Source organism: Acinetobacter sp. 24-47-39, assembly GCF_056783825.1.
This window is the reverse complement of the sequence record NZ_JBWYIP010000006.1, coordinates 158,770-175,600: the sequence shown is the minus strand read 5'-3', so window position 1 is coordinate 175,600 and position 16,831 is coordinate 158,770. Positions and strand designations below refer to the sequence as shown.

The window sequence follows — 16,831 nt, the reverse complement described above, 5'->3', positions numbered from 1 at the left end:
GTTCAGTTGTACCTGTGATTTCTGGTGTTGTATCGTTTGTATCCGCAATTGGATCAATCGTTACATCGGTATCAGATGGTGCAGTTGTATCAACTTTAAATGAGCCATTAGATGTCGCTTCACCAACGTTACCAGCTTTATCTTTCGCTTCAGCTTTAACTGTATATTCACCTTCTGGTAGTGCTTCAGTCGGTGTATACGACCAGTTACCTTCAGGATCTACAGTCGCATCACCTGTTGCTACAGGGTTGCCATCTTTGTCTAAGATTTCAACTTTTACTGTTGCGCCTGGTTCAGTCTTACCATTAATTTCAGGAGTTGTATCACTAGTATCTTCTAGAGGATCGATTGTAATTTCTGGATCGATCGTATCAACTTCAACCGCAGTTTTAGCAGGTTGACTTACATTTCCTACCGCATCACGAGCTGAAGCCTCGACACTATATGTACCATCTGGTAACGCTTTAGATGGCTTATATGTCCAGCTACCATCAGCTGCAACATTCACAACTGCAGATTGAACAACCTTGCCAGCCGCATCCTTGATTTCAACACGTACTTGTGTTGCACCATCTTCAGTTTTACCTTTAAAGGTAGGCGCATCAATGTTCGTAAGTGGTAACTCTTCAATCGTTACTTTAGGTGGAGTAATATCCACAGTAAAGCTTGAAGTAGCGACTTTACTATTACCAGCCGCGTCATATGCTGTTGCTTCTAGTTTATAGTCACCTTCAGCTAATGTTACAGGTGATTTAAACTGCCATTTACCGTTGGTCACTGTAGCAGGACCTTCTGCGATAATCTTACCTGAACTATCGCGAATCACTACTTTTACGCTCTCACTATCTTTAGTGGTTCCCGTAAATGTAGGAGTTTGATTTTTAGTTGTAGTCACTGGATTATTCTCCGATTCCGAAAGAGTATTTGCGATTGCAGCAATTGCAAAAGTTGATTGATTCGTTGCTGTATCCCAACCCTCAGGTTCAGGATCAGTAGGGATTGGATCGATGTCTATGTCTGGAGGAGTTAAGTCAACATTGAATTCTTGTTTTTCTTCTTCACCTTTATTTCCTGATTTATCAATAGGCGTTACGATAACTTCGTATTTACCTTCATCCAGGTTTTTCTCAGGTGTATATTCCCATTTACCATCTTTATCAACAGGAACAGTATCTTTATCAACCACGTTCCCATCTTTATCTTTAATTTCTATTTCGACATTAGATTCTGGCTCACCTTCACCTGATAATTTAGGTGTTTCTGAGTTTGTTTCACCCTTATTTCCAATTTCATCAATAGTGATGTCTGATGGTGGGACAGTATCAAGCGTGATTGTCTTAATTGGTGATTTATCACTTTCTTGACCACTTACAGTTTGTGTGACAGAAAGCTCATAGATACCATCTTTTAAATCTTGATCAGGTGTAAAACTCCAATCACCATTAGACAATGCAACAGTCTCACCAATTAGTTCATCGCCATTATAGATTTTGATGATTGCACCAGGTTGAGCTCCAGAACCTTTGATTTCTGGACGAGCATCATTTGTTACACCACCATCAGCAACTTCACCAATATGCTCTGGCACATCATCAATGACGATTGGTGCATTTAATAATGCATTTGGCTTTGGCTGAGGGTTAGGTGTAGGATTAGAGTCAGAACCATTATCTGCGACTGCTGCAATTGCACCAGCTGCACCAGCACCAATTAACCAAGGGAGAATACCACCGATAAAATCATCGGAATAAAGAAGAGGTTCGATTTCTTCGATTGGGTAATACAGAATTGTTTCTGCAATTGAGCCATCTTCATTGGTAAATTTAACCCAATAAAGTTGACCACTTTCATCTTGGAATACGAGGCTGTTATCAGCAAATGAAGGATTGAAATAGTTTTCAATCACAATCACTTCACCATTACGCAAATTGATTAGAGCATTATTATTATCACGAGTGATTGAAGCTACATCATCTTTAGATACTTGAACGACAACTACAGAGTTTTCGTTAAGCCCCACTTGACTAGAGTTGACATTCTCTAATACCTGATGACTCTCTTTAGATATTACGGAGATATTAGCCATGGTAAATTCTCACTTATAAATTTTATTTTTATCGATCTTTCTACATCTAAGATACAAAAAAGATAGACACTATTATCTATAAGTGAGATTTATATCACATTTTTAAGATTTAATGCGAATAGATTTTGCGTCTTTTATCAGCTTTTTGTAACCGCTCATCCACAATCAAAATATATACTTTATTTACAAACACTTATGACAAAAGAATTAATATTTTTCTTACTTTTAGGATATTTCAGGTCACCAAATTTCAAAGGCTTACTTATCATAATTTCTGCTATATTTAGTTTAACTACATACGGTAACTTGTCCACCTAGCATTTTAATGTTAGTAAACTAGTATACTTTTCATTTTATATTGAAAATTAATACTTACTTTTTAGTAAGTTAAGAAATAAATTTTGCTTTAAATATGATGTAATTTTCACATTTTAATTTTATATTTCATCGATAAAATTCTGCGTAACTGAATAAAATATTTAAACAATATCACTGTTATCTTCTGCATTGATCATGCTTAATTCATAAAAAAAAGAGCAAGCACTATCATGCTTGCTTCAATTAAATATAATTTTTTAGAAATTTTCTGGATTTTCTAATTTTTTCACCTCTTCAGCTTTAGCTGGATGATGGACGATTGCCACACCATCATCAGAAGTCCGATCTAATATCACTTCAGGATTATAAATCGTAATAATCTCATTACCTTTACTATCTTCACCAACAATATATTTAAATCCTTTACGATTAAGCTTATTACATAATCGCTGATATAGTCCCTTTAAGCCCTCTTTTTCCTCATTAGGATTGTAATAGAAAGCATTCATAACTGCTGGCAAACCTAAACCACATACTACGCCCGATAATAAAACAACAATAAAGGTATAACCAATCAAGATACTACTGTATTGCCTTAACTCTGGGACATTAGCAACCGCAAGAATTAGAGCCAATGAAATCCCTCCTCTTACCCCCCCCCATGATAAAATTGCTAGGCTACCGTTATAGCTTTTCTTACGAAACGATGGGAAGAATGCAAAAGCCAGAAAGTTCGCAGCAAAACGTGAAATATGTAAAATTACAAATGCGATAATACCGCCAAGTATCATGCTGGCATTAAGATCAAGAATAAACAGCTCTAAACCAATTAAAGTAAATAAAAAAGAATTAATGATACCTTCAACTGTATGCCAAAAGTGATTTACTTCTTGGATTTCACGATTTTGTAAAATTTCTTTCCATTTATTACCAACAATAAGTCCACCAATCACACATGCGATTGGTGCTGATGCATGAGCAAATAAAGCAACCAAATATGAACCACAAGCCAGTAAAGCTGTCGTTAGGATTAATGATTCCATTTCATGCTTCCCGCGAAGCAATCGTAAAATCCCCCAACCAAATACCAAACCAATAATTACAGCTACCACAATTTCATAAAGGAGTGTTTGTAGTGTCAGCAACAGACTAAAATGCTCGCCTTCAAGCACATTCAACAACGTCATAAATACAGCAATACACATTGCATCATTGAAAAGTGATTCACCCTCCAATTTCACCATTAGATGATGTGGTGCACGTACAGAACTGAGTACCCCTTTGATTCCGATTGGATCTGTAGCACCTAAAGCAGAACCGAGTAATAAAAGTACGAGTATTGGTACAGGGTTACCAATCAAATATTGAAATCCAAATAATAATCCACCAAACAATGCTGCACACAAAACCAAAGCAATAGTGGCAAGAATACTAATTGGCTTCCAATATACTTTTAAATCAGACACTTTAAATTTCAATGCCGACGATGTAAGAATGAAGCAAATAACACCATTTACGAGAAAATCATAAAAATCAATATGACGTACTGCTTCTTCAATATTCGCCAAATTAATGGTGATAAAACGATTATCCCCTAATAAATTGGCGGCCCATTGTAGAATAAAGACAAAAATTGCTGAAACAATTGGCACCCCTATCGCTTGGGGAAAACCTAGAATTCGTTTATTGAATATGGTGGTGGCAATTGAGAGGGCAAAAACCACTGTAAATACTTGGAGAAAAAAAAAGTTGCCCATTTTGCACTCTATGATATGTTTTATTTAAATGAGATCATTTAAATTTTAAATGAAAAAACTATAGCCATTTATTTATTTTATATAAAGAATGATTACTCGCAATCCCTTTTTTTTTAAAGATGTGTAGCCTTCCTAATAAATTATTCCATTAGCAGGCTACATGTTTTAACTTTGCAAAAAAATCAATCGATTCTGCTTGGTAGATTTAGATTGAGGCATTGAATGTATCACATTGATTCACATCACCTGTTTTCATGCCACGATCGAACCAATACATTCTTTGTTGGCTTGTGCCGTGGGTAAAGCTATCAGGAACCACATGTCCTCTAGCCTTTTTCTGAAGATAATCATCACCAATCTTATGTGCGGCATCCATTGCCTCTTCAACATCACCTTGCTCCAAGAATTGAGTTCGTTGATGTGTATCTTTTGCCCACACACCAGCTAGACAATCAGCTTGCAGTTCCAAACGAACTGATAATTGGTTCCCTTGAGCTTCAGTAGCTCGTTGTCTAGCTTGTTGGACTTGAGTTGAAATACCTAAGAGATTTTGAATATGATGTCCGACTTCATGCGCAATCACATAAGCTTGTGCAAAGTCACCAGCAGCATTTTGTGTAGATAATTCTGATTGATTTCTTTCACCCGATATACCCATTTGCTGACGCATATCTTTAAAAAAATCAGTATCAATATAGATTTTTTGGTCTGCAGGACAATAAAATGGCCCCATCGCTGACTGAGCTGTTCCACAGCCTGAATTGACTACACCACTAAACATCACAAGTTTCGGTGCTTGGTATTGCATTCCCTGTTTTTGAAAAACGGTGGTCCATGTATCTTCAGTATCAGCGAGTACCGTACCAACAAATGCCGCTGTTTCTTGTTGCTCGGGTGTTGGGTTTTCAATCCCTATCGCTTGTTGCTGATTATTAGAAGTCACTTGTTTAGTTGCCTGATAGGCTTGTTGTGGATCAACCCCAAAAAATTTCCAAGCAACAAATGCAACAACTAAACCGAGAATACTAATTCCACCAGCTTTAGCCCCACCACCTCCACGGCGATCTTCTAAATTACTACTTACTCTCCGGCCTTTCCAACGCATAATCTCAGCCCTTTTTTAATCATATAACTTCTTATAATACGTTATTTCACCAAACTCTAAACTTTTCTAGCGTTCCAAAGTTTTTGTATTCCTGAAACAACGACCAAAACAATAAGTCCTGCAATAAAACCTATGACAAAGTTTAAGAACGTCGGGGTTAAAGCACCGATGATACTGCCTACATTTGGAATATGTTCAATATAATCGACTGAATCTTCAGTAAAGTGATGAAATAATGGGATGGTATGATTAATAATACCACCACCGACCAAGAACATCGCGATTGTTCCGACAATGGTTAGTGTCTTCATAAGTTTAGGTGCAAAAGCAAGTAAGCCCTGACCAATTCTTTGTTTCAATGTAGACGTTTGTTTGACGAGATAAAATCCCAAATCATCAATTTTAACAATCATAGCAACTAAACCATAAACACCAATCGTCATTAAAATTGCGATGACTGACAAGACTGCAACCTTTATTCCAAAAGTAGCTGCTGCAACTGTACCCAATGAAATCACGATAATTTCAGCAGATAAAATAAAGTCTGTTCGTATCGCGCCTTTGATTTTATCTTTCTCAAAAGTTGCTAGATCTACATTTAAGTTTTCGAGTTCTTTTTCGGCCTGTTCAGATGTTTTAGCTTTTTTATGGTGTAATGAGTGAATTACTTTTTCTACACCTTCATAACATAAAAATAATCCACCTAACATCAATAAAGGATTTATAAGCCAAGGTGCAATCACACTAATTAATAATGCTAATGGAACCAAAATTAATTTATTAACAAATGAGCCTTTTGCAACAGACCAAACGACAGGCAATTCACGGTCGGCTTTCACACCACTAACTTGTTGAGCATTGAGTGCCAAGTCATCACCCAATACACCGGCCGTTTTTTTTGCAGCCATTTTACTCATCAGCGCAACATCATCAAGAATGGTGGCTATATCATCTAATAGCACCAATAAACTATTTGCCATTATTGTTATCCTTCTTTGTTTTTTGGAATTTTATTCTTCTATTTCAATTTATTCTGTATCAACATTATTAATACTATCTCAAATAAGGCGTTTTTAATTCGATTCTTTCGATGCTTTATGCTGACATAAAAAAAAATAATGCCGTACAATATTGCGAAATTTTAAAAATTCAGCCCTAGTGTTGATGACTTTGGTATAGAAAATGAGTAATCAAGATAATCGCCCTGTTATTTTGACAGGTGACCGTCCAACTGGACAACTTCATTTAGGCCACTTTGTCGGTTCTTTACGTTCACGAGTAGGTTTGCAAGATTCCCATCACCAACATCTATTATTGGCTGATGCACAAGCTTTTACAGACAATGCTGATAACTTCGAAAAAGTTAGACGTAATATTATTGAAGTTGCAACTGACTATCTCGCTGTTGGGATCGACCCGACAAAAACAACAATTTGCGTTCAATCAAGCTTGCCAGCTTTGAATGAGCTGACCATGCTTTATTTAAACTTTGTCACAGTTTCAAGACTAGAACGAAATCCTACGATTAAGTCTGAAATACAAATGCGTGGGTTCGAGCGTGACATCCCAGCTGGATTCTTATGCTATCCAGTTGCTCAAGCAGCTGATATCACTGCTTTTAAAGCATCGATTGTGCCCGTAGGTGAAGACCAAATTCCAATGATTGAACAAACAAATGAAATTGTTCGTCGTTTAAATCGTCAGATTGGGCAAGAGCTTTTGCCTGAATGTAAAGCTTTGCTATCGAATGTTGGTCGATTACCAGGATTTGATGGTAAAGCTAAAATGTCTAAATCATTGGGCAATACAATTGTTTTAGATGCTTCTGATAAAGACATTAAAAAAGCGGTAAATGCTATGTATACAGATCCTAACCATCTTCGTATTGAAGATCCAGGTCAGGTGGAAGGTAATGTTGTATTTACTTATTTAGATGCTTTCGATCCAAAACCAGAAGAAGTAGCAGAGCTTAAAGATCACTATCGTCGTGGTGGTTTAGGTGATGGTACAGTCAAAAAACGCCTTGAAGGTGTTCTAAAAGAGTTGATCACGCCTATTCGTGAACGTCGTATGGAGCTTGCTAAGGATCCTGATTATATTATGGATATCTTAAAAACTGGTACTGACAAATGTCGTGATATTACGCAAGCAACATTAGATGAAGTTAAAGCTGGATTAGGTGTTTTTAAATTTTAATCCCTAAAAAATAAGCACACTTAAAGCCGCATCACATTGCGGCTTTTTTTATGGCTATTTATTAGCCTATTTAAAATTAACCTTCAATCAAACTTATTAACGTAATCTTACACGTTTTAACCCGACTACCAATGAGTTGCTAAATGAAATTGAATATCATTTAATTACTGTTATGAATACCCCCAAAATTCATAACATTTCTCCTTAACCGAAACTGTGTAAGCAGATTCGTTGTTCTGCGCAGTGATCACCCCAATCACTGCGTATTTTTTTATGTTGAATCCATTCAAAATGAAATCAATATTATATAATTGATAATTACGTCACTTTATTTTATTATTTTGATTAAAATTTGATAAAAATTCTAATATCTATAAGAGACTACCCATGTGGGACATGTTTATACATCCGTCGAACCTATTCTTCAGTATTAGTATCTGCTTGATGTTTTTTATAGGCATTCTTGAAGTCTTTCTATTAATAACAGGTCTCAGTAGTCAAGGATTTTTAGAGCAATTTCTACCTAGTTCATTAGATTCTTCTCCTGAAATGATCGTTGACCATCAATCTAGTATTTGGATTCAATTTTTAGATTGGCTTTATCTTGGACGTATTCCTGTATTAATTTGGCTGATCATCTTTCTCACGACCTTTTCAATTGTTGGCTTCTTAGCCCAATCTATCATCCATCATGTATTTGGATCATTTTTAACAGTCTGGCTCATTACTTCACTGGTTCTTGTGGTCTGTATGCCATTCGTACGTCTATTCTCAAGATGGATAGCACAGATCATCCCTAAAGATGAAACCACAGCAATTCATAGCGACGATCTAATTGGACTTCGAGCAGAAATCATTTTAGGCACTGCTCGACTGCACTATCCTGCGCAAGCAAAACTCAAAGATCGCTTTGGTCAAACACATTACATTTTAGTCGAACCTGAAGCTGACGAAATATTCGTACAAGGTCAGCAAGTCTTACTTACACAACGTAGTCTCAAAGGCTTTCAAGCAATTTCACAATAAATCAACTTAGAGAAAAAAATGTTTAGTTCAAATTTTTATCAAATTATTATAATTGCAGGACTTATTCTCATTGCGCTGGTTGTAATCGGAACCATTATTGCAAGACTATATAAACGCTCTAGCAAGGAAGTTTCATTTGTCAGAACTGGTTTTGGTGGGGAAAAAGTTATATTAGGGGGCGGTGCAATTGTACTCCCTGTTTTACATGAAGTCATTCCTGTCAATATGAATACCCTTCGCTTAGAAGTTAAACGTGCAGCTGATCAAGCCTTGATTACGCGTGATCGAATGCGTGTAGATGTGATGGCTGAGTTCTATGTTCGTGTTAAGCCAACAGCTGAATCGATTGCTACCGCGGCACAAACTTTGGGTCAAAAAACCATGTCACCAAATGAATTAAAAGATTTGGTTGAAGGTAAATTTGTAGATTCCCTGCGTGCAGTAGCAGCAGAAATGGCTATGGAAGAGTTACATGAAAAACGTGTCGACTTCGTTCAGAAAGTTCAACAAGTTGTTTCAGAAGATCTGTTCAAAAATGGTTTAGAACTCGAAACTGTATCTTTAACAGGTCTTGATCAGACCAGCTTTAAATTTTTTAATCCACAAAATGCATTTGATGCAGAAGGTTTAACAAAATTAACAGAAACTATTGAAGATCGTCGAAAAAAACGTAACGATATTGAACAAGATGCTGACTTAGCCATTAAAGCGAAAAATTTAGAGGCTGAACAAGCACGCCTTCAAATCCTGCGTGAAGAAGAATACGCAAAGATGCAACAAGAGCGTGAAATTTCGATTCGAAAAGCTGAACAACTTGCTGAAATTGCAACACAAGAAGCTGCCAAAAAGCGTGAGGCAGAAGAAGCCCAAATCGCTGCAGAACGTGAAATTGAATTAAAACGTATTTCAGCTGCACGTGATGTCGAAAATCAAAATATTCAAAAAGCACAAATTATTGAACAAGCGCAAGTAGAACAAAAGAAAACCATTGAACTTGCGGAACAAGATCGCGCAATCGCGATTGCCGAGAAATCTCGTGCTGAATCTGAAGCCAAAGCACTTGCTGACCAAGCTCGTGCGCAAGCAGTGAAAGCTGAGGAAGAAGTTGTGACTGTTCGTGAAACACAGCGAGCTGAGCGTATTAAAGCGGTTGAACTTGTTGCTGCAAAACAGGCTGCAGAAACTGATGCTATTTCAATTACTGTGGCTGCCGAGGCATCAAAACAAGCTGCTGTAGATGAGGCTGAAGCTGTTCGTACTGCGGCTGAAGCAGAAGCTGAAAAAGTCCGCTTGAAAGCTAAAGGTGAAGCTGATGCTAAAATTCTTTTGGCTCAAGCTTTAGAAAAACAATACCAAGTCGATGCTGAAGGGACACGCGCAGTCAATGAAGCAAATAATATTTTGTCAAGTGAACAAGTTGAGATGCAAATTCGTTTGGCACTTTTGAAGTATTTGCCTGAAATCATCCGTGAAAGTGTTAAACCAATGGAAAATATTGATGATATCAAGATATTACAAGTGAATGGTCTTGGTGGCATTACTGGCGCCACAACTTCAGCTGATCAAGCAGATCAATCACAATCCGTTGCACTTTCAGATCAAGTGGTGAATAGCGCACTTAGATATCGTTCGCAAGCACCTCTTATTGACAGCTTAATGAGTGAACTTGGTATTCAGGGTGGGGACATCAACGGTCTAACACAAAACCTAAAACCTAACTCCAATTAATAATAAAAGCCCTGATTTTCAGGGCTTTTATTCGCTTTACTGCTAGCTATTGCTGTTCTTATTATTTTTAAGATAACAAATATTATTTTAGGATTGATCAGTTTTCCTTATCCGACGATCTCATGCATTTTTCTTTTACTCCTGCTTTAGCAATTGATGCAGTCACCTTATGACATTATGTATCTTTATTCTAGGCGCAATTTTTGCTGGATTTATTCAAGGACTCACAGGTTTTGCCTTCGCTCTTATTGCGATGTCTTTTTGGGTATGGATTCTACCGCCTCAGATCACCGCCCCCTTGGTCGTTTGTGCATCACTATGGTGTCATATCATTTCAATGTATAAAGAACCAAGAACCTTTATAAAGCCTTCTATCGTTTGGGTCTATATTATCGCTGGCTTAATTGGAGTACCTTTGGGTACTTTTTTGCTTCATTATATCAATGCAGACACGTTCAAATTACTACTTGGGATATTTTTATTAATTTGGTGCCCACTCATGTTCTTTAATCCGCAACTACATTGTTTAAAAGATACCAGACTCAGGATGGACGGCTTGATTGGTTTTTTGGGTGGAATTTTAGGTGGGCTCGGTGGATTCTGTGGTGCAATTCCCTCGGCTTGGGTGATGCTTAAACAACTTCCTAAACATGAGCAACGCAACATTCTTCGACATTTTAATTTTGCCATCCAACTGTTTACTTTGATCATCTATTTATTTAACCAGACCATTAACGTGAATCACTTGTCTTATTTGTGGATTTTGATCTTTGCAGTTAGCCTACCTACGATCATTGGTGCAAAAATTTTTTATCAAATATCTGAGCAAAAATTTAAATCGATTGTCTTAACTTTATTGTTTTTTTCAGGCTTTATTTTAACCCTAAACGCAATTTTCTTGTATTAAAAAAGGCAGATTGTTCTGCCTTCTCCATATATTAACTGTTGTGTGAATATCGTTGGTCAACACTAAATTTTTCGGGGAATTTAGCTGAAATCTTTGAATAAAATTCCATAATTTCTGCCATCTCCACTTCTATATCTCCAGTAGGATAAATAATTTTACCTACACCGCATTTTTTTTGACTGTAATCCATATATGCTAAAGCGATTGGGACATTCGCTGTAATTGCTACATGGTAAAAACCCGTTTTCCATTTTTCTTGTTTTGACCTTGTTCCCTCTGGCGTCACCAACATGACCAATTTTGGATGATCTTTAAAAAGATCTGCCATTAATTGCACCATGCTTGGTCTTTCCTCTCCCTCTTTCTTCGGTCGGCGATTAATTCCGATCCCTCCCATAGCCCGGACAAAAGGACCAAATGGAAACTTCATATAGCTGTCTTTAATTGTAATTCTGACATTTACACCTAAAGCTTTGAGCGCTAATCGCGCGTATAAAGCATCCCAGTTACTGGTGTGTGGTGCAGCAATCATGACACATTGGTCTAAATCTAAGGGCCAATGGTTATCAATTTCCCAACCTAATGCATTTAAACTCTGTTCAGCAAATTTTTCAAACATATAAATATACAAATGTAAATTTTCGGGATTGTAACAGCTTTGGCATTACTTTTATTCAAAATATGTATTAGGTTTTACTACCGCTGTTTTTCTATCTATACATCAATTAAATTGGCTCATGTATTTAGTTAAATAATTTCATTAACAATAAAAAAACCCTGCTTACGCAGGGTTTTTTTGAATTAGTTCAATGCTTATGCAGAGAATTGGTTCATTGTATTTTTCGCATCGTCACCCGCTTTAAGCGCGTTGTCGCCAGCGAAGATTTCTTTATGGTCATCACCGATGTCTGAACCAGCCATTGCTTGATGTTTAACACAAGCGATACCACCACGGATTTCTTTACGTTGTACACCAGCAACATAAGCCAACATACCTTCAGAACCGAAGTAACCTTCTGCAAGCTCATGTGTAGAAAGCGCAGCAGTGTGGTAAGTCGGAAGTGTAATCAAGTGATGGAATACACCTGCTTCACGAGAAGCATCAGCTTGGAACGTACGGATCTTCGCATCAGCATCAGCAGCTAATTCAGTATTGTCATACTCAGCGCTCATTAACTTAGCACGGTCGTAAGCAGATACGTCTTTACCTTCAGCAACCCAACGGTCGTAAGCTTGTTGACGGAAGTTTAACGTCCAGTTGAATGATGGTGAGTTGTTATAAACAAGTTTTGCATTTGGCACAATTTCACGTACACGGTTCACCATGTGAGCGATTTCTTCAACGTTTGGCGTTGCAGTTTCGATCCAAAGAAGGTCAGCCCCGTTCTGTAAACTTGTTACACAGTCAAGTACAACACGGTCAATTTGAGTACCTTCACGGAATTGATATAGACCAGAAGCTAAACGCTTAGGACGGTGTAATTTACCATCACGTTTGATTAGGATTTCGTCTTCTTGCGCTTCTGAAATATCAATTTCAGTAGTGTCTAAGTAGCTGATGTATTGAGAAGCGATATCGCCTGGCTCTTTAACCACTGGGATTTTTTGAGTCAAGTCAGCGCCTTCAGAGTCAGTACGTGCAACGATGATACCGTCGTCAAGACCCATTTCTAAGAATGCATAGCGAAGTGCATGGATTTTCGCAATGAAGTCTTCGTGTGGAACAGTTACTTTACCTGCTTGGTGACCACATTGTTTCGCGTCAGAAACTTGGTTTTCGATTTGAAGTGCACATGCACCCGCTTCGATCATTTTCTTCGCAAGTAAGTAAGTTGCTTCTTCGTTACCGAAACCAGCATCGATGTCGGCAATAATTGGCACAACGTGAGTTTGGAAGTTGTCGATTTGTGAAGTGATTTCAGCAGCTTTAGCAGTCTCACCCGCTTCTTGCGCTTTTTTAAGTGCACGGAATAAGTCGTTTAATTCTTTTGCGTCTGCTTGACGTAAGAATGTGTAGATTTCTTCGATCAATGCAGGAACTGAAGTTTTTTCGTGCATAGATTGGTCAGGAAGTGGACCAAACTCAGAACGAAGTGCAGCAACCATCCAACCAGAAAGGTAGATGTAACGGCGTTCAGTAGTGCCGAAGTATTTTTTGTTCGCAATCATTTTTTGTTGTGCGATGAAACCATGCCAGCAACCCAAAGATTGAGTATATTTGCTAGAATCAGCATCATAAGCAGCCATATCACGACGCATAATCGCAGCTGTGTATTTCGCAATATCTAAACCAGTTTTGAAACGGTTTTGAAGTTGCATACGTGCAGCATCTTCAGGACTGATGTCTGCCCAAGTGTTGCCGAATTTTGCTTTTAATTCGCGGATTGCATCAATCGCTGTTTGGTATGTAGTCATGATATTTTACCCTGTATATAATTTTAGGATTTATCAATCGAAGGACTAAATCTACTCGGTATTAATTGTTCAGATTTAGAGCGCTTCGTTGCTATAGACTTAGCTTAGATTGACTCTAGAAATTAATCCAATATTTTCGTTTAATTCTCAGTATTTATTTAAAAAATATGTAGATTAAAGTCGTAATATAAATGAAATACCATTCTATAAATTATTGATTTTAATAAAATTTATAAAATAAATATTTGTACACTTTTAACACAATTTGAGTGATTCTTATTCATTAGACTTAAGTATCAAGCTCACAATTACGTTTAATTTTTCTTCAAACATCTTTATATTTTAACCTTCAATTGACTTTTCTGACAGAGCATCGTTATTAAACTGTTAGTTTTAAATGAATATTTTTTAAACTGTGAACCATATTGATGGAATTACCAATAAAGCATTTAAATTGAGATAAACCTAAAGACAATTTAGAACATAGCATGGTAATTTCAAAAACAACTAAAGCCCTATTTCTTAAATAAATGTATAGGGTCTGTCTTATGACAAAAAAAACGTAAATTTGATGAATATATGTTAAATTCTGCTGAAAAAATCAGCATAAAAACACACAAACCTAAGCGCTTATGGCATAATTCCCCACGATTTCAAAAATTTATTTTCGGTATTTTTTTTATGAATCTTGAGCGGGTTGATCTCAATCTCTTAATTTACTTAGATGTTCTTTTGCGAGAGAAGAATGTTACACGTGCAGCAGAACAATTGGGTGTTACTCAGCCTGCAATGAGTAATATTTTACGTCGTCTTCGTAACTTATTTAATGATCCGCTTTTAATTCGCTCTTCTGAAGGAATGACTCCTACAGAAAGGGCTTTAGAACTACAGCCTCGTATTCGTGATGCTCTTTCTGATCTATCTATGATCTTAGAACCACGAACAGAATTTAGACCTTATACGTCAAATCGTGTTTTCCGCATCATGACTTCAGATTATGCTGAAGCTACACTTGTGCCTCGCTTAGTTAAGGCTCTGCGTTCAGAAGCACCAAATGTTGTTTTAGATTTTCTAACACCGAGTGATGTATCTTATCGTGATATGGAACAAGGTAAAGTTGATCTTGCCATCAACCGTTTCAACGAAATACCACAAAGTTTTCATCAGGTTCTGGTGTGGCGTGACAGCTTTTCTTGCTTACTGAATAATAAGCATCCTGCCGTAAATAATTTGAATCTTAAAAGTTATCTAGATGCGCAACATATCTGGGTTTCTAAAACTGGGATGGGTGTAGGATTTGGTGTTAACCCAGAGAAACAAGCCGGTTTAGGTTGGATTGATCAAGCTTTAGAGCGTATTGGTCAAAAACGCAAAATTTCGGTATTTACACGTCATTATCAAATGCCAGGTTTATTAGCGTCTAATGTCGATCTCATTGCGACATTACCGACGAAAATCGCTCGCCTACAAGCTAAAAGTCAAAACTTGATGCTCAAAGACCCTCCATTTTACATTCCTGAATTTGAACTCAAAATGGCGTGGTGCCCTCTATTACATCATCATCCTGCTCATCGTTGGTTACGTCAGTTGATTTTATATGTTGCTCGTCAAATGACTGAGGAAGAAAATCGTGAATTTCTTTCAAATAACAATACCCACTTCTCACAATTTTGATTGAGTAGAGCTGATTTAAATCAATACTTTAAAATTTTTTACTCAATAACTATGATATTGAGGTAGTGTAAAAATTCACTACCTCTATGTTTTTTGTGATAAAACTTTCCTCATAAATAATTTAAAAACAAAGGTGTTCGTGTGAGCCTCTTTCAGAATTTCGTGATCATTATGATTTTGATTGCTGGAGCTGGATTCTTATCATTAAGTGAAATCGCACTTGCAGGATCACGTAAAGTGAAACTGAAAATTTTGGCTGAGTCTGGTGATGATCGTGCACAAAAAGTGCTTACGCTTCAAGAGAATTCAGCTGATTTCTTTGCTGCCTCTCAAATCGGCTTAAATGCTATTGCAATTTTGGGGGGGATTTTAGGTGAAGCTGCATTTAGACCTTATTTTGTGATTTTGGTCGATCGTTTCTATGATGGTCCTTGGTCACAATCAATTGGTTTTGCATTGTCATTTACTTTAGTGACATCACTGTTTATTTTATTTGCTGATCTTATGCCTAAACGATTGGCAATGATTGCACCTGAAAAAATCGCTGTCTCTTTAATTAATCCTATTCAGGTATTCATTACTGTTTGTCGTCCATTAGCTTGGTTTATCAATGCAATTGCCAACCTATTATTCCGTTTATTCAAAGTAAATACTACTCGTGATGATAATATCACCTTTGATGATATTTCTGCGGTAATGGATGCAGGGGCACAAGCAGGTGTCTTACAAAAACAAGAACATCACTTTATTGAAAATGTATTTGAGCTTGAAGAGCGAAATGTTCCTTCGAGTATGACTACACGTGAAAACGTGGTTTTCTTTACCATCAATGAATCAGAAGAAAGTATTCGTCAAAAACTGGCTGAATTTCCCTATTCAAAATATTTAGTCTGCAATGAAAATATTGATCAAGTGATTGGCTATGTTGATGCTAAAGATATCTTGATTCGTATTTTAAATAATCAAAAATTTAATCAGTTGAATGAATCCACTATCCGTAATGTATTAACGATTCCAGATACACTTACACTATCAGAATTACTTGATCGCTTCAGATCTAGTAAAGAAAAGTTTGCCGTAGTCATCAATGAATATGCCTTGGTGGTTGGTGTTATTACCCTATCTGATATTATGATTACCGTGATGGGTGACTGGGTTACGCCAACGGATGAAGATCTTCAAATTATCAAGCGGGATGATCATTCTTGGCTGATTGAAGGCAGTACACCTATTGAAGATGTCAAGCATGCATTAGAAATTGATGAAATGCCTGATGATGAAAACTATGAAACTTTAGCTGGGTTTATGATGTTTAAACTTCGTAAGATTCCACGTCCTGCTGATAGTGTGGTATTTAATGGTTACAAATTTGAGGTGGTCGATGTTGACCATTTTAAAATTGACCAACTACTCGTGACCAGATTACTTGATGAAAAAGCAGAATTAGAATCAACTGTTGAATAAGACACTATCCACCACTCAGGTGGATTTTTTTATTCAGTTTATCTAATTAAACTTGAGATTTTTCACCTTCAAAAATTATTAAAATTAGAATTTATACTCAATTTTTATTACAACTATCACACTTAAAAATCATGTTTAATGTCTCCAATCACAAA

12 protein-coding genes are annotated in these 16,831 nt (G+C 36.8%); 6 read left to right on the top strand and 6 right to left on the bottom strand.

Annotation, left to right across the window (positions count from 1 at the left end; all coding sequences use genetic code 11):
- The 4 genes from AC1M9C_RS07575 to AC1M9C_RS07560 form a co-directional block, all read right to left on the bottom strand.
- The coding region (locus AC1M9C_RS07575; RefSeq protein ID WP_481953464.1) for an Ig-like domain-containing protein at window positions 1–2,086 on the bottom strand (2,086 nt) is incomplete at its 3' end.
- 575 nt (window positions 2,087–2,661) lie between these two features.
- Window positions 2,662–4,161: a cation:proton antiporter gene (locus tag AC1M9C_RS07570; protein ID WP_481588075.1), complete on the bottom strand. Its 1,500-nt coding sequence runs from the start codon at window positions 4,159–4,161 to the stop codon at window positions 2,662–2,664.
- A gap of 205 nt (window positions 4,162–4,366) precedes the next feature.
- A complete protein-coding gene (gene ypfJ / locus AC1M9C_RS07565; protein ID WP_035270407.1) occupies window positions 4,367–5,266 on the bottom strand; it encodes a KPN_02809 family neutral zinc metallopeptidase in 900 nt (299 codons plus the stop codon).
- Window positions 5,267–5,322: 56 nt separating this feature from the next.
- Window positions 5,323–6,246, bottom strand: a complete 924-nt coding sequence (locus tag AC1M9C_RS07560; RefSeq protein WP_035270406.1) for a DUF808 domain-containing protein — start codon at window positions 6,244–6,246, stop codon at window positions 5,323–5,325.
- Between the two features lie 202 nt (window positions 6,247–6,448).
- On the opposite strand from AC1M9C_RS07560, the gene trpS reads away from it, so the two are divergent.
- From trpS to AC1M9C_RS07540, 4 genes are all read left to right on the top strand, one after another.
- Window positions 6,449–7,462 (top strand): tryptophan--tRNA ligase, encoded by a 1,014-nt coding sequence (gene trpS, locus AC1M9C_RS07555; RefSeq protein WP_481588074.1) that lies wholly within the window; start codon window positions 6,449–6,451, stop codon window positions 7,460–7,462.
- 387 nt (window positions 7,463–7,849) lie between these two features.
- Entirely contained in the window at window positions 7,850–8,488 is a 639-nt protein-coding gene (locus tag AC1M9C_RS07550; protein ID WP_481588073.1) for a YqiJ family protein, read from the top strand.
- 18 nt (window positions 8,489–8,506) lie between these two features.
- Window positions 8,507–10,216 (top strand): flotillin family protein, encoded by a 1,710-nt coding sequence (locus AC1M9C_RS07545; protein WP_481588072.1) that lies wholly within the window; start codon window positions 8,507–8,509, stop codon window positions 10,214–10,216.
- Window positions 10,217–10,385: 169 nt separating this feature from the next.
- Window positions 10,386–11,123 carry a sulfite exporter TauE/SafE family protein gene (locus tag AC1M9C_RS07540; RefSeq protein WP_481588071.1) on the top strand — a complete coding sequence of 246 codons (738 nt, stop codon included), beginning with the start codon at window positions 10,386–10,388 and terminating at the stop codon, window positions 11,121–11,123.
- A gap of 31 nt (window positions 11,124–11,154) precedes the next feature.
- Here the strand turns inward: AC1M9C_RS07540 and AC1M9C_RS07535 are convergent, their stop codons facing one another.
- Together AC1M9C_RS07535 and AC1M9C_RS07530 are read right to left on the bottom strand one after the other, a co-directional pair.
- Window positions 11,155–11,742, bottom strand: coding sequence for a 1-acyl-sn-glycerol-3-phosphate acyltransferase (locus AC1M9C_RS07535; RefSeq protein ID WP_481953463.1), 588 nt, complete (start codon window positions 11,740–11,742; stop codon window positions 11,155–11,157).
- Window positions 11,743–11,936: 194 nt separating this feature from the next.
- Entirely contained in the window at window positions 11,937–13,538 is a 1,602-nt protein-coding gene (locus tag AC1M9C_RS07530) for an isocitrate lyase (protein WP_481953462.1), read from the bottom strand.
- 681 nt (window positions 13,539–14,219) lie between these two features.
- On the opposite strand from AC1M9C_RS07530, the gene AC1M9C_RS07525 reads away from it, so the two are divergent.
- Both AC1M9C_RS07525 and paeA read left to right on the top strand, forming a co-directional pair.
- Window positions 14,220–15,212, top strand: coding sequence for a LysR family transcriptional regulator (locus AC1M9C_RS07525; RefSeq protein ID WP_035268043.1), 993 nt, complete (start codon window positions 14,220–14,222; stop codon window positions 15,210–15,212).
- A 141-nt stretch (window positions 15,213–15,353) separates the two neighbouring features.
- Window positions 15,354–16,676: a polyamine export protein PaeA gene (paeA, locus tag AC1M9C_RS07520; RefSeq protein ID WP_035267989.1), complete on the top strand. Its 1,323-nt coding sequence runs from the start codon at window positions 15,354–15,356 to the stop codon at window positions 16,674–16,676.
- Window positions 16,677–16,831: the final 155 nt, after the last annotated feature.